Source organism: Pseudomonas sp. SLFW (genome assembly GCF_009905615.1).
Lineage (GTDB): Bacteria > Pseudomonadota > Gammaproteobacteria > Pseudomonadales > Pseudomonadaceae > Aquipseudomonas > Aquipseudomonas bambusae.
The window spans coordinates 212,529-237,350 of record NZ_JAAAKW010000001.1 but is presented as its reverse complement, the minus strand read 5'-3'; the positions used below and the strand labels follow the sequence as shown (position 1 = coordinate 237,350).

13 protein-coding genes are annotated in these 24,822 nt (G+C 62.8%); 4 read left to right on the top strand and 9 right to left on the bottom strand.

All coding sequences use genetic code 11. The annotated features are described in order from the left end of the window. Positions 1–321: 321 nt before the first annotated feature. The 4 genes from GVN17_RS00920 to mnmC all read right to left on the bottom strand — a co-directional run bounded on the left by GVN17_RS00920 (position 322) and on the right by mnmC (position 6,801). A complete protein-coding gene (locus GVN17_RS00920; protein ID WP_166593348.1) occupies positions 322–1,410 on the bottom strand; it encodes a lipocalin-like domain-containing protein in 1,089 nt (362 codons plus the stop codon). Further along, positions 1,400–3,880, bottom strand: coding sequence for an ABC transporter permease (locus tag GVN17_RS00915; protein WP_166593347.1), 2,481 nt, complete (start codon positions 3,878–3,880; stop codon positions 1,400–1,402). The genes GVN17_RS00920 and GVN17_RS00915 overlap by 11 nt, the downstream gene beginning before the upstream one ends. Then, positions 3,880–4,548 carry an ABC transporter ATP-binding protein gene (locus GVN17_RS00910; protein ID WP_166593346.1) on the bottom strand — a complete coding sequence of 223 codons (669 nt, stop codon included), beginning with the start codon at positions 4,546–4,548 and terminating at the stop codon, positions 3,880–3,882. Before GVN17_RS00910 ends, GVN17_RS00915 begins: the two co-directional genes overlap by 1 nt. A gap of 276 nt (positions 4,549–4,824) precedes the next feature. Further along, the gene (gene mnmC, locus GVN17_RS00905; RefSeq protein WP_166593345.1) at positions 4,825–6,801 is read right to left on the bottom strand and encodes a bifunctional tRNA (5-methylaminomethyl-2-thiouridine)(34)-methyltransferase MnmD/FAD-dependent 5-carboxymethylaminomethyl-2-thiouridine(34) oxidoreductase MnmC; all 1,977 of its coding nucleotides are present in this window, start codon (positions 6,799–6,801) and stop codon (positions 4,825–4,827) included. Positions 6,802–6,968: 167 nt separating this feature from the next. Between mnmC and pap the strand changes: the two genes are divergently transcribed. Beyond that, positions 6,969–8,468: a polyphosphate:AMP phosphotransferase gene (gene pap / locus GVN17_RS00900; protein ID WP_166593344.1), complete on the top strand. Its 1,500-nt coding sequence runs from the start codon at positions 6,969–6,971 to the stop codon at positions 8,466–8,468. A gap of 519 nt (positions 8,469–8,987) precedes the next feature. Here the strand turns inward: pap and GVN17_RS00895 are convergent. The 3 genes from GVN17_RS00895 to GVN17_RS00885 are packed head-to-tail and all read right to left on the bottom strand — an operon-like array spanning position 8,988 to position 13,910. Beyond that, entirely contained in the window at positions 8,988–10,331 is a 1,344-nt protein-coding gene (locus GVN17_RS00895; RefSeq protein ID WP_166593343.1) for an HlyD family type I secretion periplasmic adaptor subunit, read from the bottom strand. A gap of 12 nt (positions 10,332–10,343) precedes the next feature. After that, entirely contained in the window at positions 10,344–12,509 is a 2,166-nt protein-coding gene (locus GVN17_RS00890; RefSeq protein ID WP_166593798.1) for a type I secretion system permease/ATPase, read from the bottom strand. A gap of 45 nt (positions 12,510–12,554) precedes the next feature. Continuing rightward, positions 12,555–13,910, bottom strand: a complete 1,356-nt coding sequence (locus GVN17_RS00885; RefSeq protein ID WP_166593342.1) for a TolC family outer membrane protein — start codon at positions 13,908–13,910, stop codon at positions 12,555–12,557. A gap of 421 nt (positions 13,911–14,331) precedes the next feature. Between GVN17_RS00885 and GVN17_RS00880 the strand changes: the two genes are divergently transcribed. Further along, positions 14,332–20,187 (top strand): retention module-containing protein, encoded by a 5,856-nt coding sequence (locus GVN17_RS00880; protein WP_166593341.1) that lies wholly within the window; start codon positions 14,332–14,334, stop codon positions 20,185–20,187. Positions 20,188–20,519: 332 nt separating this feature from the next. On the opposite strand, the gene GVN17_RS00875 is transcribed toward GVN17_RS00880, so the two are convergent. Beyond that, a complete protein-coding gene (locus tag GVN17_RS00875) occupies positions 20,520–20,933 on the bottom strand; it encodes a YbaN family protein (RefSeq protein WP_166593340.1) in 414 nt (137 codons plus the stop codon). 10 nt (positions 20,934–20,943) lie between these two features. Beyond that, positions 20,944–21,531 (bottom strand): YecA family protein, encoded by a 588-nt coding sequence (locus GVN17_RS00870; RefSeq protein ID WP_166593339.1) that lies wholly within the window; start codon positions 21,529–21,531, stop codon positions 20,944–20,946. A gap of 353 nt (positions 21,532–21,884) precedes the next feature. Here GVN17_RS00870 and recQ point away from each other — a divergent pair, with 353 nt between their 5' ends. Together recQ and GVN17_RS00860 are read left to right on the top strand one after the other, a co-directional pair. Then, positions 21,885–24,011 (top strand): DNA helicase RecQ, encoded by a 2,127-nt coding sequence (recQ, locus tag GVN17_RS00865; RefSeq protein ID WP_166593338.1) that lies wholly within the window; start codon positions 21,885–21,887, stop codon positions 24,009–24,011. Between the two features lie 290 nt (positions 24,012–24,301). Beyond that, positions 24,302–24,739 (top strand): MarR family transcriptional regulator, encoded by a 438-nt coding sequence (locus tag GVN17_RS00860; protein ID WP_166593337.1) that lies wholly within the window; start codon positions 24,302–24,304, stop codon positions 24,737–24,739. Positions 24,740–24,822: the final 83 nt, after the last annotated feature.

The following is a 24,822-nucleotide window of genomic DNA, read 5'->3' as shown; positions in this document are numbered from 1 at the left end:
GGGGAAGTCCGGCTACCCAAAGACTGACCGGTGCGGATTGCGAGAGTTTTAGAACGATCGGTTATAAGGCCTGTGGTGAGACCGCTGGATTCTCACCAGCTGCTTGTGATTCTGCCGAAGGCGTGGGAGTAAGCTTGCTCCGGGCTGCGATCAGACGATCGGGCGCGAAGCGGCAGTGAAATCAGACACCTCGGGTATGTCAGATTGATCGTGCGAGCGGATTTTGCTGTCGCTTCGCAACAGATCGTAGGCAAGCCAACTCCCACAGAATCACAAGCCAACTCCCACGGCCTTCGGGCAGAAGCGGGGTTGTGCATGACGCTAATACCCCGTCATCTCCAGATACCCCACGCCTTTCTGGCTCCCGCTCACCCGCACCGGGCCTTCCCAATAGGGAATCTGCAGGTCCATCCACGCTTGTGAATTGAGCGCTTCAACGGTCACGTCCACGCCCTTGCCGGGGATTTTCACCGACCAACGGGTGGGCATGTCGCGGCCTTGCACATCGGTAGTGTCTTCAGGTTCCAGCTCGATGTCCTTCGCCGCCAATTGCTCTGTGCTGCCATCGGCGTTGATCCAGGTGCCCGTCAGGTAAGGGTCGTTGTGCCGTTGTCGCATGCGGTACAGCATCACGTCCGAGCCATCTTTCAGGTGCAGGGAGAACCAGTCCCAGCCGGTCTGGTTTTGCGTCAGCGGCTGGCTGCTCCATTCGCGGTCCAGCCAGGCGGGGCCGGAGACCTGATACGTCTGGCCGTCAATCTCGACGCTGCCTTCGGCCTGAAAAAACGGCTGGCTGTAGTAATACGAAGCCTGCCCCTGTTCGGATTTCTGGCTGAAACCCTGGTGGCCTTGCAGCACCAGCGGCTTGCTCGACGTCAGGTGCAGGCGATAGCTGAAATGCGGCCCACGGGCTTCCAGTTGCATGTCGGCCAGTGGGTCTTCGACGCTGGCATGGCTGGTCAAACCCCAATCGTCGATCCATGCCGACAACGGCGCCAGTGTTACGCCCGCCTGACCCACACCCCCTCGGGCGTAACGCTCGGCGGCGTAGTGCTCGTCCTCCGAGGTCACGGCGGCGTGGCCCATCCACAGGTTGCGGTTGTTCCAGCCGTGGTTGTCCTGCGGCCCGGTTTTCGAGCGGGGCAGGGCGTTGCGAAACAGCGTCCATTGCACGCCGAATGACTGGCCGTCGGCGTCCTTGAGGTTGGCGGTGACGTACCACCATTCAATGCGGAAGTCGTTGTGCGCGCCGTGGTCCAGCGGAAACACGAAATGCTTGTCCGGCGTGACTTGGGCATAACTCGCCGCGTCGTCCGCCAGCCCTGCGAAGCCTTTTTCTTCCTCGGTTTTTTCGTCACAGCCCGCCATCAACAGCACGACCGTCAGCAGGGCAACCGCCTTAATTTTCATTGGCGAACGTCCTCAGCAAATCGGCAGGTCGGGTGCGATACAGGCGATACAACGGCCACGCCGAGGCCAGCAAAGTCGCGAGCATCGCCAGCAGCATCAGGCGCAGCAGCTGCATCGGGAACACCTGCAACGGCAGCCGCCAACCGAAGGCCTGAACGTTGATCACCGCGTCCAGGCACCACGCCAGCAACAGCCCCAGCGGGATCGCCAGCACCAGTGTCAGCACCGCCAGCAGCCAGGTTTGCGCTAGGTTCAGCAACATCAATTGCTTGCGCGTCACCCCCAAGGCCCACAGCGGCGCGAGTTGCCCGAGGCGGCTCTGGCTCTGGGTCAGCAGGCTGATGAACAGCGCCACCCCCGCCACCATCAGGGTCAGGCTGTTGAGCGCAGCGGTCGCGGAAAAGGTGCGTTCGAATACCTGCCGCGACCACGCCTTGAGCTGGATCTGATCGACGATGCGGTTGTCATCGATGGTGAATTTGTTGTGCAACACCCGCAGCAATTGCGGGATGGCACGGGTGTCGATGCGCAGGTTGAAACGGTTGGGCGTCAGGTCCGGCCAGTGTGCGAGGAGGTGATTGGCGTTGACCAGCATGTGGCCTTTGGGATTGCCGTAATCGGCGTAGATGCCGACGACCTTCAGCGGCCAGTCTCCGTCCGGCGCGGGGAGCTTCACTTCATCGCCGACGCTGACCTTGAGCCGCCGCGCCAACTGTTCGCTGAGCATCAGCGTGTTGTCCTTGGCCAATTGACCCCAAGGGTCCTCCCCGGAAGACACCAGCAGCGGCCAGTGCTGACGGTAATGCGGATTGTCGATCACGCCGTACAGCTCGGCGGGCCAGCCGCGCAGTTGCAGTGACACCTGCCAGTTGGGCAGCACGGCGCGAGTCAGGGGTTGTTCGCTCAGCCATTTTTGCAACGGCGCAGCCTGAGCCGGGTTTTGCGGGTTGATGTACAGCTCGGCGCTGAGGCGCTGCTCCAGCCAGTGGGTGAAGGTCTGGCGGAAACCCGACGTCATGCTGCCCGCGCCGATGTTCGCCGCCATCGCCAACAGCAGCGCCATCAGCGCCAGGCTCAAGGCCGGCAATTGCTGACGACAATCGGCGAGAAACCACTGGCCCAGCACCGAGCGGCTTTTGCCGAGCAACACATTGAGCAGGGCGTTGAGCAGCACCGGCAGACCCAGCGCGGCACTGAGCAGCAGGCTTGCCATCAACACGAAACCCTCCGCCAGGCTGTTGCCGAACAGCGCGGCGAGCAGCGCAATCACGGCCGAAATGCCCGCGATCCAGCCTTGGCGCTTCAACCAGCCCGCGTGGGTGTCATGCCAGGCTTGCGCGTTGGCCAAGGCCAGCAACGGCAGGCGCGCCGCCCGCAACAGGCTGCTGGCCCCGGCGAGAAAGGCGCCCAGCAGCGAGACACCCAAACCACTGAGCCACCACCAGAGGCTCAGATTCAGGTGCCCGGCCAGCTCCGCGCCGTACAGCCCGCGCAAACTTGCGGCGACGTCGGGCAGCAGCAGGCTCGCCAGCCAATACCCGCTGATGACCCCGGCAATCCCGCCCAGCAATGCCAGCGCCCCCAGTTCGATCACCAGACTGGCGATAAGCCCCCGGGCACTGACCCCGCAGGCTCGCAGGTTGCGCAGCAGCCCCCGACGTTGCTCCAGCGCCAGGCCAATCGCCGCGTGGACAATGAAAAGGCCCACCACGAACGACAGAAAACCCAGCGCGTCGAGGTTCAAGTGAAAGCTTTCGGTGAGACGCCCAAGGTCGTTGTCTTCGCCGCTTTTGCGGATCACCAGCTCGCCTTTCATGTCGTCCGGCAGGGGCGGCGGGTCTTCGGCGAAGTCGCTCGGCAGGATCATCCGCGAGATCTGATCGGGCTGGTTCAGCAGTTGTTGGACGAAGCCGATGTCCATCAGCAGCAGACCGGGGGCCATGTCTGGTTGAGCGTGAATCGGCGGCAGCGCTTGACCGGATTCGCTCAGCGGGCGGTCACCTTCATGCAGCCCCAGCGCCTGCATCGTCTGCGGGGAAATCCAGGTGCTGCCGGGCGGCGTGAAAAATTCGACGATTTGCGCGGTGTCCAGCGTCTGTCCGGCCAGCGCCGTGTTGACCGGCAGCGTCACCGGCTCAATGCCCAGCAGGACCAAGCGCTGATCGGGAACGTCTTTCAGGGTGATGCGACCGCGCAACGCAGGCGACACCGGCCAACCCGCACGGCGCAGGCTGACGAACAGCTCTTGGGAATAATTTGCGCCGTTGGGCGCGACCAGCACTTTTTGCGGCTCGCCGCCGATCAACTGACTGGCCTTGGCGTAACTCTCTCGCGCCTGACTGTTCAGGGCCTGCACGCCCGTGAGCAGACTGGTCGCCAGCCACAGGCCGGTCAGCACGCTGCAAAACTGCACGGGGTGGCGCCGCCAATGGCTGAGCAGCGCCTTGAGCGGCCAGAAAAACACCGCCATCAGCGTTCGCCTTCAGCGGCCAGCAGGCCCAGGTGCAACACCACCTGACGGTTCAGTCGCGCTGCGACCCTCGGGCTATGGGTGACCATCAACAGGCTGGTGGGGCTGTCGACCAGCAGGTCCAGCAGCAATTGCAGGACTTCGTCGCTGGTGCTTTCGTCGAGGCTGCCGGTGGGTTCGTCTGCCAGCAACAGGCCGGGACGCGAGGCGAGGGCACGACCGATGGCGACCCGCTGCTGCTGGCCGCCGGACAGTTGTTCGGGATAACGTTTGAGCAATTCGCCGAGGCCCAATCGCTCGACCAACTCGGCCTGCCAAGCCGCGTCATGACGCCCCGCCAGCCGCGCCTGAAACGCGAGGTTGTCCTCGACCTTGAGGCTGCCGATCAGGTTGAACTGCTGGAACACCAGACCGATTTCAGTACGCCGCCAGTTGGCGAGTTGCGCTTCATTCATCTGATCCAGACGCTTGCCCGCGATCTCGATGCTGCCCTGATCCGCCTGATCCAGACCGGCGACCAAGTGCAGGAGCGTGCTCTTGCCGCTGCCGGACTCGCCCATCAATGCCAGACTTTCGCCCTGGCCCAACCGCAAATCCACCCCGCGCAGTACTGTCAACGGGCCTTGGGCCGTGGCATAGCTCTTGAACACGCCTTGGACTTGCAGCATTGACAGGCACCTGATGGAAGGATGGGGGGAGCATACCGGGATTTGCGTAGTGTTCGCGATCTGCTTCTGGCCGCAGACCGTAGGAGCGCACTTGCCCGCGAAAGCGTTGTGCCAGGCACCATCCCTGTCACTGACCCGCCGCTTCGCTGCCGTCGTAACCTCCGGCGTCTCCCACAGGGATATTGAGTCGACGCGGTCTCTGTGGGAGCTGCTGGAGGTTACGACAGTGGCGAATGCGGTGGGTCAGGTACGAAGGGATCGCCTGGAACACTCACTTCATTTCCCACGAATCAACTGCCTCACCAAAAACCGGTTCGGATGACACGCCTCGGCCACGCTGCGTGGCAAGGGAAGGGGTTCGTTGTCCAGCCACGCCGCGATCAATTCCCCGGACAACGGCGCGGTGATCAGACCTCGCGAGCCGTGGCCGCTGTTGACGTACAGCCCGTCCAGCCACGGGCATTCGGTTTCGGGGATTTGTCGGGCGTCTTTGCGCAGTACCGCGTAGGCCTCGAAAAACGCCTCGCGATCCGCCAGCGGCCCGACGATGGGCAGGTAATCGGGGCTGGTGCAGCGGAAAGCGGCGCGGCCTTGCAGCTGGTCGACAGGCAATTGCTCGGCCTGCAGACGCTCGGTCAGGTCGGCGGAGATTTCCCGCAGCAGCGCAAGATTGCCCAAGTGTTCAGCGGTGGTGGGGGTGAGATCGTCGCTGTTGAAGTCGAAACTGGCGCCGAGGGTGTGTTCGCCCAGGCGACCCGGCGCGACGTAGCCTTCGGCGCAGACCACTGTTTTCAGCGACTGGCTGGCGGCGGTTTCGGGCAATCGGGTGATCTGCCCGCGAATGCGCTTGAGCGGCAGATCGGCGCTGGCCGGGAAGCGTTTCACTTCCGCAGCTCCGGCCAGCACCACGACAGGGGCCGAATCCAGCAGGTGCTGGCCCTCCCACGCTTGCCACACATCACCGTCACGGCGCAGGTCGACCACGTCGTTGTGCGTCATCAATTGAATGTTCGACACGCTGGCCTGGTGCCGACACAGCGCGGGCGGGTGCACCCAGCCGCCTTCCGGGTAAAACAGCCCGCCGCTAGGGAGCGCCACGCCCGCTGCGCCTTCGGCATCAGCTTGATTCAACACATGCAGCAAACCGGGGGAAAACGCCTCGGCCAATTGCGCCTGTCGCTCGCCTTCCTTCTCGTCGAACGCCAGTTGCAGCACGCCGCAATCGCCCCAATCCACACCTCGCTCAAGCCGTTCCAGCAGGCGCCGGGTGTGGCCGAAGCCGCTGAGGATCAGCTGCGACAACGCCGTGCCGTGTGCCGAGAGCTTCAGGTACAGCACGCCCTGCGGATTGCCCGACGCTTCTTGCGCCAGGTCGTCATGACGTTCCAGCAGGCTGACCTGCCAACCCCGAGCCGCAAGGCTCGACGCCGTGGCACAGCCCGCCAGTCCTGCGCCGATCACCAGTGCCTTGCGTTCCGCGTGCTTGAAAGAGGGGCGAGCAAACCAGGGTTTCGCCGCCGCAGGAGCGGCAGCAGCTTCAGGCCAGCCCACGAACACCCCTCGCAAAACCTCCCATTTGTGCCCGATGCCCGGCACCCGTTTCATCTTGAAACCCGCCGCGTTCAAGGCGCGACGGACCCAGCCCGTGCTGGTGAACGTGCCAATGGTCGAGTTCGGCGCGGCCAGACGTGCCAGTTCGGCAAACAGTTCAGGGGTCCACATTTCCGGATTTTTCGCGGGCGCGAAACCGTCGAGAAACCACGCATCAATGGGCCCGTCCAGTTGCGGCAGCATCTCCAGTGCATCGCCGATCAACAGGGTCAGGGTCACGCGTCCGCCGTCGAACACCAGCCGTTGAAAGCCTTCGTGAATCGCGACGTACTGCGCGAGCAGTGGGTCGGCAAAGGGTTTCAGCTCGGGCCACAGGTTCAGGGCGCGCACGAGGTCGGCGCGGCTGAGCGGAAATTTTTCGACGCTGACGAAGTGCAGCCGCGCACCGGGGGCCGCGCAGGCATCGAACAGTTGCCAGGCGCAGAGAAAATTCAGCCCCGTGCCAAACCCGGTCTCGCCAATCACCAGGCGCCCGTTCGCAGGCAGCGCGGTGAAGCGTTCCTGCAACGCGTTCTGGGTCAGGAACACATGACGCGTCTCGGCCAAACCTGATTCGTTGGAAAAGTAGACGTCGGCAAAGGCCCGGGAAATCGGGTTGCCGTTTTCATCCCAGTCGAGCTGGGCGTGCTGGAGGGTGGTCATGGTTGGGCTACTAAAGGGCGCGTGGGCAGGTGCAAGGTCGGCATCTTAACCCACTGCGCCCTCGATCTTGCTGCATGACGATTGATCCATAACAGGCTTTTGCTGTCACAGTCCTCATCGCAGACATTGATCCGCTAGTCTTGAGCGACAAGGAACAGGAGCCCTACATGTTCGAATCCGCTGAAATCGGCCACACCATTGACGACGAGACCTACGACGCACAGGTCCCGGCCCTTCGCGAAGCCCTGCTGGAAGCCCAATACGAACTGCATGAACAGGCCAAGCGCCCGATCATCGTGTTGATCAACGGCATCGAAGGCGCGGGCAAGGGCGAGACGGTCAAGCTGCTCAACGACTGGATGGACCCGCGCTACATCGAAGTGCGCACCTTCGATCAACAGACCGACGAAGAGCTGGCCCACCCGCCGGTCTGGCGTTACTGGCGCCAACTGCCCCCGAAAGGCCGCATCGGCATCTTCTTCGGCAACTGGTACAGCCAGATGATTCAGGGCCGGGTGCACAAGCAGTTCAAGGACCCGGTGCTCGATCAGGCGATCAACGGCGCCGAACGTCTGGAGAAGATGCTCGTCGACGAGGGCGCAGTGATCTTCAAGTTCTGGTTTCACCTGTCCAAGAAGCAGATGAAGCTGCGCCTCAAGACCCTCAAGGACGACCCGCTGCACAGCTGGCGCATCAGCCCGCTGGACTGGCAGCAATCCCAGACGTACGACAAATTCGTGCGCTTCGGCGAGCGGGTGTTGCGCCGCACCAGTCGCGACTACGCGCCGTGGCACGTCATTGAAGGCGTGGACGCCAACTACCGCAGCCTGACCGTCGGCCGCCTGCTGCTGGAAGGGTTGCAGAACGCGCTGAAGACGCCGGAAGGCAGCGCCAACATGGTCAACATCGGGCCGTTGCCGAGTAACACCGATGAATTGAGCCTGCTCGACAATCTGGACATGACCCTGTCGCTGGAAAAGGATGATTACGACGAACAGTTGATCGCTGAGCAGGCGCGGCTGTCCGGCCTGATGCGCGACAAACGCATGCGCCGTCACGCGCTGGTCGCGGTGTTCGAAGGCAACGACGCGGCGGGCAAGGGCGGGGCGATCAAACGCGTGGCCGGGGCGCTCGACCCTCGGCAATACCACATCGTGCCGATTGCCGCGCCGACACAGGACGAATTGGCCCAACCGTACCTGTGGCGTTTCTGGCGACAGATACCGGCGCGAGGAAAATTCACCGTGTTCGACCGTTCTTGGTATGGCCGGGTGCTGGTGGAACGGGTCGAGGGTTTCTGCTCACAGGATGACTGGCTGAGGGCCTACAGCGAGATCAACGACTTCGAAGAACAGCTCACTGACGCGGGCATCGTCGTCGTTAAATTCTGGTTGGCCATCGACGACCAGACTCAGTTGGAGCGCTTCAAGGCCCGGGAAAAGATCCCCTTCAAACGCCACAAGATCACCGAAGACGACTGGCGCAACCGCAGCAAATGGCCGCAATACCGTGAGGCCGTGGGCGACATGGTCGACCGCACCAGCACCGAAATCGCCCCGTGGACGCTGGTCGAAGCCAACGACAAACGCTGGGCGCGGGTGAAAGTGCTGCGCACGATCAACAACGCGCTGGAGGCGGCGTTTGAGAAGGGGGATAAGAAGAGGTGATCGGTGTTTAGGCGGCGTGTGGTGTGTCAGCTCGACCGCCTTCGCTGCCGTCGTAACCTCCGGCGTCTCCCACAGGATTGGTGAGGTCCGGAACGCTGGCGGTCGACACATGGCCGCCTTTGATTCTGGCCGAAGGCCGTAGGAGCTGGCTTGCCTGCGATCTGTTGCGCAGCGACAGCAAAACCACACAACCCGGTGCACCTGACACGACGCGTGCGCAGAGTTTGCTGCCGCTGCGCGTCAGATCGTAGGCAAGCCAACTCCTACGGCCTCCGGCCAGAATCAAGAGCTTGGAGCGCACCCGTCCCACAGCCTCCGGCCAGAATCAAGAGCTTGGAGCGCACCCGTCTCACAGCCTCCGGCCAGAATCAAGAGCTTGGAACGCGCCAGCTCCACGGCCTCCGTCCAGAATCAAAGGCGGTCAGGAGTCAGCCGCGAGCGTCCGGGATTTCGCAGTTCCTGTGGGAGACGCCGGAGGTTACGACGGCAGCGAAGGCGGCCTGTCTGACACCCTCGCGCTCACCGCTCCCGCAACGCCTCGGTCCGCGCCTTCAGCACCGGCTTCAGCAAATAATCCATCACGCTTTTCTCACCCGTGATGATGTCCACCGTCGCGACCATGCCTGGGATGATCAGCAGGGGTTTTTCGTTGCTGCCCAGGTGGTTGCGGTCGGTGCGGACCTGGATCAGGTAGAAGGTGTTGCCCTTGTCGTCGGTGGTGGTGTCGGCGCCGATGAGTTCGAGTTTGGCGGGGAGGCCGCCGTAGATGGTGTAGTCGTAGGCGCTGAATTTGACCATGGCTTTCTGGCCGGGGTGAAGGAAGGCGACGTCTTGCGGGCGGACTTTGGCTTCGATCAGCAGGTTGTCGTCCAGCGGCACGATTTCCACCATGTCGCTGCCAGGCTGGACCACGCCGCCGATGGTGTTGACCTTCAGCGTTTTCACGATGCCTTTGACCGGAGAGGTGACGGTGGTGCGGGTCACGCGGTCGTCGATGGCGATGCTGGTGGCGCTGGCTTTGGCCAGGTCTGAGCGTTTGTCGTTCAGGTCTTTTGTAGCGTCCGAGCGGAAGCTGTCGAGGGATTCCTGGATCTTGCTCTTGATCTCATTGATCGCCGCTTCAGCCCGGGGAATCGCCAGCGAGGTCGCATCCATTTGCCCGCGGGCCTCAGACGCCTTGCCTTTGAGCCGAATGATTTCCACCGGCGACACCGCGCCGCTGTTCACCAGCGGCGCCGACATGCTCAGCTCCTGCTGAATGAACCCCAGCTGATTGCGGTACTGATCCTGCTTGGAGCGAAACTCGGCGACTTCCTGCATCTTCTGCCGCAACTGTTCCTGCAACGTGCGCTGCTCGCTGGCCAGACGCCGCTGGCGCGAGTCGTACAACGCCTGCTCGTCAGCCGCGACCTGCGGCGCCTTGCTCAGCACCACGGCCGACGGCTTGAACGGACGCCCCTCCGACTCCGCCGACAGCCGATCCACTTGCGCCATCAGCGTGTATTTATCGACCTCGCTCTCGCCCTTGTTGGACAGAAACCGCGTGTCATCCAGGCGCAGCAGGGTGTCGCCCTTGTTCACGATCTGCCCTTCACGGACGAAAATCTCGGTGACGATGCCGCCTTCCAGGTTCTGGATCACCTGAACCTTGCTCGACGGAATCGCCTTGCCTTCGCCCATGGTGACCTCTTCGAGCACCGCGAATTTGGCCCAGACCAGCGCGGTGACGATCAGCGCGGCGGCGATCCACACGGTGATTCGGGCACCTCGGGATGAATCCTGCGCGGCGACGCCAGCGACCTCGGGCATGAACTCAAGATCGACCTGACGGCCCGGATGAAAATAACGGTGAGCGGAAGACATGGTTGACGCTCCTTAAACCGAGGACGGGCCGACGCGGCCCTTGCGCAGTGCTTCGACGACCAGCGCCTTGGGGCCGTCGGCCATGACTTTGCCGTTGTCCAGCACCACCAGCCGATCCACCAGACTGAGCATCGACATGCGGTGGGTGACCAGCAGCAGCGTCTTGCCCTGCATTCGGTCGAACAGCTTTTGCCGCAGGACGTCTTCGCTGGCGTTGTCCATGTGGCTGGTGGGTTCGTCGAGCAGCATGATCGGTGGGTCAAGCAACAAGGCTCGCGCCATCAGCACCGCCTGCCGCTGCCCGCCGGACAGCAACTGCCCACGCTCACCGACCGGCCGATCGAAGCCCATCGGATGATTGCGCGCCAGTTCGGTCACGCCCGTCAGCTCCGCCACTTCGAGCATCCGCGCATCGGTGACGTAGCGGGCGCCGAGGGTCAGGTTGTCCCGAAGGCTCCCGGCGAGCAGCGGCAGATCATGGGCCACGTACCCCACTTGCTGACGCAGATCGGCCACATCCACTTGCCGCAGGTCCAGGCCGTCCAGCAGCAACTGGCCCGCGTCCGGGGCGTAGAACCCCATCATCAAGCGGGCCAGCGTGCTTTTGCCCGAACCGCTACGGCCAATGATGCCGATGCGCTCGCCGGGCTTGATGCTGATGCTGACGTCGTGCAACGCGGCTGCTGTGCCCGGCCCGCCGTAGGCAAAGCTGGCGTTGACCACCTGAATGTCGCCCTTGAGCAGGGTGTGTTGCAGTGGGTTTTTGCCTTGCTCGCGTTCCTGAGGCAGGGCCATCAGCGCGTCGGTGCTTTTCATCGTGACCTGCGCCTGCTGGTAGCGCGTGATCAACCCGGCGATTTGCCCGAGCGGTGCGAGCACGCGGCTGCCGAGCATGTAGCTGGCCACCAGCGCACCGACGCTGAGGTTGCCAGCGATGATGATGTAGACTCCGGCCACGATGGTCGCCATGCCCGAAAACTGCTGGATGAACAGCGTGCCGTTGCTGGCCAGCGCCGAAAGGTCACGGGCGTGGCTGTCGAGGCGGGTGAGGGCGCCGTGGGTCGATTCCCATTTGTGCTGGCGTTCGCTTTCGGCGCCGCAGGCCTTGAGGGTTTCCAGGCCGCCGAGGGTTTCCACCAACAGCGCTTGCCGTTCTGCGCCGAGCGCCAGGCTGCGTTCAACGGTGTCGCGCAGGCGGATCTGGATGATCCACGCGAACAGAATGGTGACCGGGAACGCCACCAACGGAATCACCACCAGCCAGCCGCCGAGCAGGCCGATCACCGCCAGCATTAACACGGCGAACGGCAAGTCGATAATGCTGGTCAGGGTGACGGCGGTGAGGAATTCCCGCAGACCCTGAAAGTCGTGAATGCTCTGGGCGAAGCCGCCGATGCTGGCAGGACGGGCCTTCATGGCCATGCCGGTGATGCGCTCGAACAGGGTTGCGGAGAGGATCACGTCGGTCTTCTTCCCGGCCTGATCCAGCAGGTGCGCTCGCACCAGTCGCAAGGTCAGTTCGAAGCCAGTGCCGATCAACAGCCCGATGGCCAACACCCACAAGGTCGAGGTCGCCTGATTGGGCACGACGCGATCATAGGTCTGCATGACGAACAGCGGCACCATCAGGCCGAGCAAGTTGATCAGCAGGCTCGCCAGAATCGCATCGCCATACAGCCCGCGAGACAGCTTTATCGTGTCGCGAAACCAGGCGTTGACCCTCGGCACCAGCGGCGCGCGCAGGTTTTCCAGCTCATGACGAGGGCGGGCGAACAGGGCTTGGCCGGTGTAGAGCGTTTGCAGCTCTTCGCGGGTGACCCGTTGCTCGCCGCCATCGGCTTCGCTCGGAAGAATCAGCGCGCGTCCGTCGTCTTCCCAACGTCGGAGAATCGCGCAGCGGTTGCCCTTGAGCAGCAGCAGAACCGGGAGGTTGAGGCCGTCGATGGCGTTGAGGTCGCGGCGCAGAATGCGCGCTTGCAAACCGGCACGGGCAGCGGCGCGGGGGAGAAGATCGACGCTCAGGGATTGCTGCGCCAGGGGCAGGCCAGCGCTGAGGCTGCTGCGGCTGGCGTTGCAATCGTGGAGCCGACAGAGGATGAGCAGGCCATCCAGCAGCGGGTCGTCGAAGTTCGAACGGGGGTCGAACGGCTGAGCCGGTTCTAAATCAGGCAATTCCATGCTGGTCACAGACTTCTCCCAGCGCTTGCGCGCTTGACTACATCGCTACTTCAGGTCGGGCAGCCGGGCTTCGCTCTTGACTTCCGTCAGGGCGACCGCTGCGGCCGGCATCACGACTCGCGCCTTGCTCAACAGTTCGCCTTCGGTCGCCAGCACCCGGTACATCGAAAACTCTTCGGTGTAGCGCAGCTCGGTGTAGCGGCGGGCGGCGTTGTACAGCTCGTTTTCACTGTCGAGCAGGTCGAGTAGGGTGCGCTGACCGAGGCCGAACTGGTCCTGATACGCGGCGCGCACCTTGGTGGTGGTCTCGGCGTATTCACGGGCGATCGGGGTCTGAACGCGGGCGTTATTCATGGCGTTCCAGGCGAGCGACAGGTTTTCGTTGAGCATGCGCAACGCGTTGTTGCGGATGTCCATCGCCTGGCCGGTCTTGTAGGCGTCCGAGTTGAGGCGGGCCTTGTCGCGGTTGCCGTTGAACAGGTTGTAATTCATCACCACGGCGGCCCGCCATTCGTTGTCGTGGCCTTCTTCACCGGCGATGTTGTTGTTCGCACCGACTGCCAGCTCACCGTCGAAACGCGGGTAGAACGGCGATTTGGCGACTTCGTACTGCTTCTCGGCGGCGTTGACGTCGGCCTGAGCCGATTTCAGATAGGGGTTGTTCACCAGCATGCTGTGCTTGGCGTCGGTCAGGCTTTTCGGCACTTCACCCTTGATCGAAGCGGGGGCTTCCAGCTCGTCGGGCGTCTTGCCTACGGCACTGAAGAAGTTGGCTTCGGCGTCGGAGAGATCGACCTGTGCGGTGTAGTAGTTGTTCTCGGCCAAGGCGCGGCGGGCCTTGGACTGGTCGCTGTCAGCATTGCTGCCGATGCCGCGATTGGCGCGCAGGCCGATCTGGTCGTTGATGCGCAAATGCGCTTGCAGGTTGTTCTTCGCCAGGTCCAGCAGCTCACGACGCTTGAGCACTTCCAGGTACACCTCAATGGCCCGCAACGCGAGGCTTTCCGAGGTGCCGCGCAGGTAGTACGCGCGGGAGTTGACGACGGCCTGGGTGCGTCCGACTTCGTTCTTGGTATTGAACCCGTCGAACAGCATCTGCCGCAGGCGCAGCTCGGATTGGGTGTAGTTCAGGGTTTCTTCGTTGTGGTTGCCCACGAAGCGGGTGGTGGGGCTGTCGGTGTGTTCGCGGCCGTAGGCTGCCACCAGGTCCACCGTCGGAAGGTAGCCGCCCTTGGCGATCTTCACGTCTTCGTCGGCAGACAGTCGGTTGTTCACGTTGGCGTGAATTTCCGGGTGATTGTCGATGGTGTTCTGAATCGCTTGGTTCAGCGACATGGCTTGCGCTTGGGCGCAGGCCACCGCCAACACAACTGCACTGTAGAGCGGGGTCAAATCGCGCATGGAAACTCTCCCTGGATAATTGTCGTGCTGCGTACGCCAAAAAACCGGCGATTCGTGCTGTTAAAACCGTATCAGGTTTGTAACATCACAGCTAAGAACAACTTTCGGAAAAGCTCAGACGTTTTTTTCATATCCCTTATTCCAAAAAAAACTTATGTCATTTTACGAATTCGGGCGAAGGTGAAATTCAGGAATTGCCTGTATTCAACGTTTTACGGGCGTCTTACGGTTGCGAAGGGAGTTTCAACGGAAATTTGACGGCGTTTGATCAAGTGGTTTTTCGAGCAAAAAACTTGAAAAGATTCAGCGACATAAAATTGTCGGTGAGTAGTAGCTCCAAGCCATTTCTGTGCGCCGATCGAACAGTTTTTGTTGGATTCGTAACATTTTTTGATCCGGTTTATGCAGCAAGGGAGTGAATATGGCCAGGTTGATCGGTACGGTTCGGGCGGTCGTGGGGGATGTTTTTGCGGTGGCCAGCAACGGCACCAAGCGATTGGTGATCGAAGGCGACAAGGTGTACGCCGGTGAATTGCTGGAAACCGGCGCGACCGGTGCCGTGGCGGTGCACTTGGCCAAGGGGGGAGAACTCACCCTCGGACGGGACAGCAGCATGCCGCTGACGCAGGAAATCCTCGCCAATCACGCCACCCATGTGGACACCCCCGACGCCACGGCCCCGAGCCCGTCGCAACTGGCCGACGTGCAGCAGCTGCAACAGCTGATCGCCGCCGGTGCCGACCCGAGCCAAGTGACAGACGCGCCCGCCGCAGGCACCGCCAACCCTGGCGGTTCACCTTCCGCGCTGGGCGGCGGACACACCTTCGTGCTGCTGACCGAAACCGCTGGCGTGGTGAACCCGGTCGTGGGCTTCCCGACGGCCGGCATTACCACCACCTTTCTCGTGCCTGAGGGCGAAGTCGGCCGCTTTGGTGATGGCAGCCCAGGCGACAACCTGCCGCCGATCGTCACCCCACCGGACGAACCGCCTGTGGTGACGCTGCCGCCGGATCAGCCGCCGCCGGATCAACCGCCACCCGACCAGCCACCGCCGGATCAACCTCCGCCTGACCAACCTCCACCGGATCAGCCACCCTCTGACGAGCCGCCACCGCCGCCCGTGAACTATGGCGTCGCGCTGGGCGCCAGCGAGGTCACGCTGAACGAGGCCAACCTTGCGGACGGCAGCGCCCCGAATTCGGGCGCGTTGACCCAGAACGGCGTGATCAAGGTCAGCGCCCCTGACGGCCTGCTGACCCTGACCATCGGTGGCGTCGACGTGGTGGTCAACGGCGTACCGATGAGTTCGCCGCAAACCATCACCCTGCCATCCGGCAACACCCTCACGATCCTCGGCTACAACCCGAGCACCGGGGAGGCCAGCTACACCTACACGCTCACAGGCCCCGAAACCCACAATCAGGGCGCGGGCACTGTCAATGACGAGCAGATCCCCGTGCACGCGGTGGACAGCAACGGCGACGCCGCCAACGGCAGCATCAACGTGCACGTGCTCGATGACGTGCCTCAGGCCAATCCGGACATCGGATACGTCAAGGAAGGCGGCGAAACCAGCGGCAACATTCTGGGGAACGACGTGGCCGGTGCCGACGGCCCTGGGTCGGGCGGTTTGATTGTCGGCGTGCGCGCGGGCGATAACACCTCCGCCCCAGTGTTCGGTGGCGTTGGCACCGTGATTCAAGGCCTCTACGGCACCCTGACCGTGGATGCGAGCGGCCAGGCGTCCTACGTCGCCAACCCGAATTCGGGTGGCCACGACGACGTGAAGGACATCTTCACCTACACCATTCGCGATGCGGATGGCGACACCAGCACCACCACGGTCACGGTCAACGTCTACCACAACGACGGCGTGATCATCGGCGGCAGCGATTGCACCCTCAACGAAGCCAACCTGCCGGACGGCACCGACCCGAATGCCGCCGCGCTGACCCAGACCGGCACGGTCAAGATCACCGCTCCGGACGGCCTGCAGACTCTGACCGTCGGCGGCATCAACGTCGTCGAAAACGGCAACCCGCTGACGTCGCCGCAATCCGTCACCTTGCCGTCGGGCAGCACGTTCACAGTGCTGCATTACGACCCGGCCACCGGTGAGGTCACCTACAGCTACACCCTGAATGGCGCGGAAACCCATAATCAGGGCGACGGCACGGTCAACAATGAACAGATCGCCGTGCATGCCGTGGACAACGACGGCGACACTGCCGACGGCAACATCAACGTCCACGTCACCGACGACGTGCCGCAAGCCACTGCCGACATCGGCTATGTAAAAGAAGGCGGCGAAACCAGCGGCAACATCCTCGCCAACGACCACGCCGGGGCCGATGGTCCGGGGGCGGGTGGCTTGATCGTCGGTGTTCGCGCGGGCGATGACACGTCGACACCGGTCACCGGTGGCGTCGGAACGGTGATTCAGGGGCTGTACGGCACCCTGACCGTGGACGCCAGCGGGCAGGCGTCCTATATGGCCAACCCGAATTCGGGCGGGCATGGCGACATGAAAGACATCTTCACCTACAGCATTCGCGACGCGGACGGCGACACCAGCACCACCACGATCACCGTCAACGTCTACCACAACGACGGCCCGATGATTGGCGGCGGCGATTGCACCGTCGATGAAGCCAACCTGCCAGGCGGCTCGCACCCGGATCACGACGCACTGACCCAGACCGGCACGATCAAAGTGACTGCGCCGGACGGCGTGCAAAACCTGATCATTGGCGGCATCGTCGTGGTCGATCACGGCGTGCCGCTGTCGTCACCGCAGTCCACCACGCTGCCCTCGGGCAACTCGCTGACTGTGCTGCACTACGACCCCACCACCGGCGACGTGACTTACACCTACACGCTGAATGAGGCGGAAAATCACAACCAGGGCGACGGCACTTCGCTGAGCGACCCAATCCCCGTGCACGCCGTGGACACCAATGGCGACGTGCGTGACGGCACGCTCGTGGTCAAGATCCTCGACGACACCCCCCAAGCGCACAGCGACATCGGCAACGTCGTGGCGGGGGGCGAAACCAGCGGCAACCTGCTGCTCAACGATACAGCGGGGGCGGATGGCGCCGGTCCCAACGGGTTGATCGTCGGCGTGCGCGCCGGTGGCGACACCACGACGCCTGTCATCGGCGGGCTGAACACCGTGATCACCGGGGCGTACGGCACGCTGATTGTCGATAATCAGGGCAACGCGACCTACCACAGCGACCCTTCCCACGTCGGGCCGCAAGGTGAGCAGGACGTGTTCACCTACACCATTCGTGATGCCGACGGCGACACCAGCACCACCACGGTGACCGTGAACATCAACGTGGCCGCGCCGTGCCCACCGGTTGCCTGCAACGACAACGACGTCACCGTGCAGGAAAGCGCCCTCGACACCTACAAAGACGGGCAGGATCTGGCGCCCGGCATCGTGACCGGCAGCAATCCCGGTTCCACCGCAGAAACCGGCAGCGGCAGCGTCGCCAACTCGGTGCAGGGCGGCACCGGTGCGCTGACCTTCACCGCTGAAGGCGCGCAGAACGGCACCGTTCAAGGGCAATACGGCGTGCTGCACCTGAACACGGATGGCAGCTACACCTACACCCTGACCTCACCGCCGAGTACCACGCCTGCCGCCAACGATGGGGCCAACGTCACCCACGAAGCCTTCAACTATACCGTGACCGACTCGCTGGGCCAGTCTTCGACCGCGCAGATCGTGGTCAACATCGTGGACGACCAACCTCAGGCCGCAAACCTTGAAAAAACCGTCACCACTGACCCGGTCAACAGCAACCTGATGCTTATCGTCGACAACTCGGCGAGCATGAACGAGGCCTCAGGGGTCAACGGACTGACCCGTCTGGGACTGGAAAAACAAGCCATCGTCGCGCTGCTCGACAAGTACGAAGCCCTCGGCGACGTGCGCGTGCAACTGGTGACGTTCAACAGCCAGGCCAACATCGCCAGCGATCAGTGGGTCGACGTGGCCACGGCCAAGAACATGGTCAACGCGATCACCGCCGGCAACGGCACCAACTACGACGCGGCGCTGGCGTCCGCGCAAACCGCGTTCGTGCAGAAGGGCGCACTCGCCGGGGCGCAGAACCTGGCGTACTTCTTCTCGGACGGCAACCCGACCGTGTCGCCAGAGCATTCTGACCCGGATCGCGTGCCGAACCCGGCCCGCGGCGATGGCATCAGCCCAAGCGAAGAAGCGGTGTGGACCCACTTCCTCGACAGTCATGGCATCAACGCTTTCGCGATTGGCGTCGGCACTGACATCAGCAGCCAGTACCTGAACCCCGTCGCCTACAACGGCGCCACCGGCAGCAACACCAGTGCGGTGATCGTCACCGACCTCGGCCAGTTGAACGCCGTGCTCAGCGGCACGGTGCAGGGTGGCGTGCAGGGCAGCCTGCTGGAAGGCGGCACCTTTGGCGCGGATCAGGGCTTCGTCAAATCCATCAGCGTCGATGGGACGACGTACACGTTCAATCCTCAGGCGTTCAGCCATCAGGGCGGCGTGACCGTGAGCGGCGGCCCGAACCACGGCAGCTTCGAGGGCATGAGCAACACCCTCACCGTGACCGGCGAACACGGCACGCTGGTGGTCAACATGAACACCGGCGACTACAGCTACACCCCGGCGGCGGGCCTCACGCAGTCTGCGATGGACAACATTCACTACGTGCTCAGCGATTACGACGGCGACCTGGCCGGTGCCAATCTCGTTGTGCACGTCGAAGCGAGTGGGGCAGTCACACCGACGCCGGTCTACGACGCACCGGTGGCGGTGGCCGACAACGTCATCACCAACCTCAGTGGGTCGAGCATTGTCATTCCCGGCGCGGCGTTGGCGGCCAATGACCAGCCCGGCACTGGCGGTGCATTGACCGTTTCGCCCGGCAGTTTCGCCACGGGCTGGACGTCGCGCGGGGCGGACTTCAAGGCCGGCTCGCTGAAAACCATCAATTTCAGCGGCACCTCCGACAGCGACATCAACCAGTTGAAAAACCTCAGCCGCAGCGACTTCTTCAGCAACACCGCCACCACGGCGCTGTTGGTGATCAGCGGCTATCTCGGGGCGGTCAACGCATCACCTTCCAACGCTCAGGACCTGTACAGCGTGCAGCTGAAAGCGGGGGAAACCGTCACCGTCGACCACAACCTGACCAACGACGTGCTGGGCATGGCCTGGAAATTCGAAGACGGCGCGGCCCACAGCCTCAGCGACGGCGGCAGCTTCACCGCGACCGAAGACGGGACGTACCGCCTGATCGTGGTCAACCAGGCCGACCCTGACCTGCAGGGCAATTACGAGCTGCATTTGTCGATCGACACGGCGGCGGTCAACACCACGCCGGATGTCCACAGCACCTACACCCTCACCGATGCCCACGGCGGCAGCAGCACTGCGCCCATCGACATCAGCCATCAGGACGGTCACACCGTCCTGGGCACGACGGGCGATGACGTGTTGATCGGAGCGGCGAACAGCGAACTTCACGGCGGCGACGGCAACGACGTGCTGGTGGCGGGGCCGGGCAATAACGAACTGTTTGGCGACAACGGCAATGACATGCTCTTCAGCGGACCGGGCAACGACCTGCTCGACGGCGGCGCGGGCAACAACACCGCCAACTACTCGCTGGCGACGGCAGGCGTGACCGTGAGTACCGCCGAAACCGGGCCGCAGCACACAGGCGGGGCCGGCACCGACACGCTGGTGAACATCCAGAACCTGATCGGCTCGAACTACAACGACCACCTGACCGGTGACTCGGGTAACAACGTGTTGAATGGCGGGCTGGGCAACGACGTGCTGAACGGCGGGGCGGGCGACGACACCCTCATCGGCGGCCCGGGCAATAACACCCTGACCGGCGGGCCGGGGCACGACACCTTCCTTTATCAAGCCGGTAACACCGGGCACGACACGATCACCGATTTCAACTTCGGCATCGACAAATTGGACCTCTCGCAGCTGTTGCAGGGCGAGCATGGGGATGCGAACTCGCTGGAGAACTTTCTGCACTTCAGCGTGAGCGGGAATGGGTCATCGCTGGTCTCGACCATCGACGTCAGCAGCATTGCGGGTGGTGCGGCAACGCAAACCATCGACCTCGCCGGAGTGAATCTCGCCCAACACTACGGCGTCACACCAGGGGCGGGTGGCGCAGTCGCAGGCGGGGCAGACACGGCGTCGATCATCAACGGGATGCTGGGGGATCATTCGTTGAAAGTGGACACGGTGTGATCGGCAGGATGTGAGGATTGGCGGCAAGGCTTGCGGTGTGCCTTGAACACCGCACCATTCAGACACGCTGCAACACCTCTGTAGGAGCGAATTCATTCGCGAACGGATGGGCAGGCGATGGAGATGCATCGGACGTACCGCCGCCTTCGCGAATGAATTCGCTCCCACAGTGGAGACCGCGCAGGGTTCAAGGGTTGTGCAGTCTGTAGCGGTGCTGCTGAGGCGGGATTGTGTCGTTCACAGGATTCAAACGCGCCGCAACACCCCTGTGAGAGCGAATTCATTCGCGAAGAGGTTCAGGCGATGGAGATGTACCGGACGTACCGCCGCCTTTACCGCTTTAACGTCTTCTGCCGCAAGATATAAACCGTCACCCCCACCGCGCACACCACCATCCCGACCCGTGCCCACACCATCGGCACCAGCCAGCACGAAAACCCGATGCTCAGCCACATCAAACCGATTGCGTAGACCTTGCCCTTCAGCGGAATCCCGTCCCCCTCCAGATACCCACGAATCCACGGACCGAGCCGAGGGTGATCGACCAGCCAATGATAAAAACGGGGAGAGCTGCGGGCGAAGCAGGCGGCGGCCAGGAGAAGAAAAGGCGTCGTCGGCAGCACGGGAAGAAAAATCCCGATCACGCCGAGCGCCACACTCAACCAACCGACACCCTGCAGCAGAATCCGCACGAGCCGGGACCGACTCGTGCGGGAGGGGGAATGACTGGAACCACCTGGCGCCATAGGCGCGGACTCAGTGGTGACGCGGCTTGAGGATCGCCGGTTTCTCGTCCGGCGCATGCAGCAGCAGATACAGCGCGGTCAGCGCTTCAGGAATCTGCACGATCATGTCGTCCATCAGGTTCGCATCCGCCGCGATGTCGGCGAACTCGGCCTGCTCGTCGAACAGACCCGAACCGACCATGATCGGCAACAGCATCTCGCTGACTTCTTCCTCGTCGTTCTCGAACCACGCCGATTCACGCAGGAAGACACCCTCCATGAAACCGATGCACCAGCCACGCAGTTCGGAGTCGTCCGGGTCATCGCCCAGGTCCAGATCGCAGGGCAGTTCGAATTCTTCATCCGACGCCAGCTGACGGGCGATGTGCGCCTTGAGCAGGATCAGCGTCGATTCGATTTCCTCGTGCTGAGCCTTGTCCGCGTAGTGCGGCGGCTCGGCGAACAGCGCGTCGATCCACTCCCGGTCAGGCACGGTTTCAGCACAGATCGAGAGCGCGGTCAGGTAGCCGTGGGCGGCTACATAGTCCAGCGCTTCGTCATGCAGCTCATCGGCATCGAGGAAGGCTTGCAGGCGGTGTAATTGCTCAGCGAAGGACATGGACGGACTACCTTGGAAATAAACGATGCTGAATTCTAGGCTCTGGGGCTTGTAGATGCCAGCGCCGAGGCCTTCGCGGACTGCGTAAAACTGCTGCGCTCGGCAATACTGCGTTAAAAACAGGCAGGAAATGCTCATTTAGAAAACCCTAGACTCCGCTTTCCTGCCTGTTTTTGCCTTGTCTTGCCTTCGCTCGCGACGTTTTACACAGCCCGCGTGGAATCGGCTTTTTGATAATTTCGACCGCTCGTGTCACCGCTGTCCTATCTCTTGGGGCGCTCCGGTATACTGCCGCGCTTTGCGATTTCCACAGCGATGTATCACCCGCTGTCGTGGCACCATCCGGGGTATTTATGCTCGACCAGGCTCAACGCGTACTTAAAGACATCTTCGGCTACGACAGCTTCCGTGGTCGCCAGGGTGCCATTATCGAGCGCGTGGCCAGCGGTGGTGATGCGTTGGTGTTGATGCCCACCGGTGGCGGCAAGTCCCTGTGCTTTCAGGTGCCCGGCCTGTTGCGCGATGGCCTGGCGGTGGTGGTGTCACCGCTGATTGCATTGATGGACGATCAGGTCGCGACCCTCGAAGAGCTCGGGGTCTCGGCGGCAGCGCTGAACTCCACGCTCAGCGCGGAGCAGCAGCGGGACCTGGCCAACCGCATACGGCTGGGCGAAGTCAAAATGCTGTATCTGGCGCCAGAACGTCTGGTGCAGCCGCGCATGCTGGCGTTTCTGCAAAACCTCAAGATCGCCCTGTTCGCCATCGACGAGGCCCACTGCGTGTCGCAATGGGGTCATGATTTTCGCCCGGAATACCTGCAACTGGGGCAACTGGCCGAGCTGTTTCCGGACGTGCCGCGCATCGCCCTGACCGCCACCGCCGACAAGCGCACCCGCGAAGAAATCGTCACCCGCCTGCACCTGCAGAACGCCGAGCGTTTCCTGTCGAGCTTCGACCGTCCCAACATTTTTTACCGCATCGTGCCCAAGGAACAGCCGCGCAAACAGCTGCTGGCGTTCCTGTCCGAGCGTCGCAGCGATGCCGGGATCGTCTATTGCATGTCGCGCAAGAAAGTCGAGGAAACCGCCGCGTTTCTGAGCGACAACGGCTATCCGGCGTTGCCGTACCACGCCGGTCTGCCCATCGAGACCCGCTCTAACAATCAGCGCCGCTTCCTTAATGAAGAAGGCCTGATCATGGTCGCGACCATCGCGTTCGGCATGGGCATCGACAAGCCCAACGTCCGGTTCGTGGCGCACATGGACCTACCCAAATCGTTGGAAGCTTATTACCAGGAAACCGGTCGGGCAGGGCGCGACGGTCTGCCCGCCGACGCGTGGATGGCCTACGGTCTGCAAGACGTGGTGATGCTCAAGCAGATGTTGCAGAACTCCGAGGGTGACGAGCGCCACAAGCGCGTGGAGCAACACAAGCTCGATGCCATGTTGTCGCTGTGTGAAGAAACCCGCTGTCGGCGTCAGGCCCTGCTGGCCTATTTCGACGAAGACATGCCCAACCCCTGCGGCCACTGCGACAACTGCGTCGACGACGTGCAGACCTGGGACGCCACAGAACCCGCCCGTCAGGCACTGTCGGCGATCTATCGGACGGGCCAGCGTTACGGCGTCGGTCATTTGGTGGATGTGTTGCTGGGCAAGGACAACGAAAAGGTCCAGAGCTTCGGGCATCAGAAGCTGGCCGTGTTTGGCGTCGGAAAGGGCCGCAGTGAGAACGAATGGCGCACGCTGTTCCGTCAACTGGTGGCCCGTGGTCTCGCGGACACCGACCTTGAAGGCTATGGCGGCCTGCGCCTGAGCGACACCTGCCGCCCGCTGCTGCGCGGCGAAGTCACGTTGGAGTTGCGCCGCGACCTCAAACCCCAGACTACCGCGAAAGCGTCCGGCAGCCCGGCGAGCCAATTGGTGCGTGGCGAAGAGCGCGAGCAGTGGGAAGCCCTGCGGGCGCTGCGCCGCAAGCTGGCGGAAGAACATGGCGTGCCGCCCTACGTCATCTTCCCGGACTCGACCCTGCTGGAAATGCTCCGCAGCCAGCCCGGCACCATGGCCGAGATGGCGCGGGTCAGCGGCGTGGGTGCGCGCAAGCTGGAGCGTTATGGCGAGGCGTTCCTCGAAGTGCTGGGCGGCGCGGCCCCGGCGCCACGGGTGGTCACCGACCTGCGTCACGAGCTGATCAGCCTCGCCCGCGCGGGCATGACGCCGATGCAGATCGCCGGCCAACTGCAATGCTCGGAAAAAAACGTCTACACGATGCTGGCCGAAGCGATCGGCAAGCAGCAATTGTCGCTGGAACAGGCACTGGACCTGCCAGAAGACCTGCTTACCGAAATCCAGGACGCCTTCCTCGACGGCGAAGGCGAACTGCCCCCCGTGGCCGCCATCGCCGAACTGTTCACAGGACGGGTGCCGGAGGGCGTGCTGTACTGCGTGCGCGCGGCGTTGCAGTCGGAATTCGAGGTCTGACGCCGATTTTGCCCCCACCCTGTAGCAGCATCCGGTGCGACGCTGAACCCGTGGGAGACGCCGGAGGTTACGACGGCAGCGAAGGCGTCGTGTCAGGGAGCATCATTGAAACTGATTCACCGCTTTCGCTGCCGTCGTCCCTCCGGCGTCTCCCACATGATGTGTGGCGCACCTGACTTATCCAAACACGCCCTCTGCGACGAAACGCCACATTCGGCCTCTTGCCTCGTCCCATGCTCCATGGTTAGCTGCCTATTAATTAGGAATCATCTTTAACCATCGAGTTACCTATGCCGTTAACAGAAGAACACCGCTTTGGCATGCAACTGGCCAATCTGTCCCGTGGCTGGCGTGCGGAGCTGGATCGTCGGTTGGCCGATCTCGGGTTGTCCCAGGCCCGCTGGCTGGTGCTGCTGCATTTGGCGCGTTTCAAGGACGCGGCGCCTACCCAGCGCGAGCTGGCACAGAGTGTGGGTGTGGAAGGGCCGACACTGGCGCGTTTGCTCGACAGCCTGGAAAGCCAGGGCCTGGTCAAGCGTCAGGCCGTCGTCGAAGACCGCCGCGCGAAGAAAATCCTGTTGAGCGACACCGCCCGGCCGTTGATCGAAAAAATCGAGACCATTGCCACTGCACTGCGCCATGAGCTGTTCGAGGGCATCGACGAGGAAGATTTGCGGGTCTGCATGCGTGTGCACTCGACAATTCTGGCCAATCTGGAAAAATCCTGACGATATGGCCCTGCGCCAGCGACAAATACATTGAACCTGTCGAAACATCCTGTTCTATTTGCACCCATACTGATTCTGCCCGG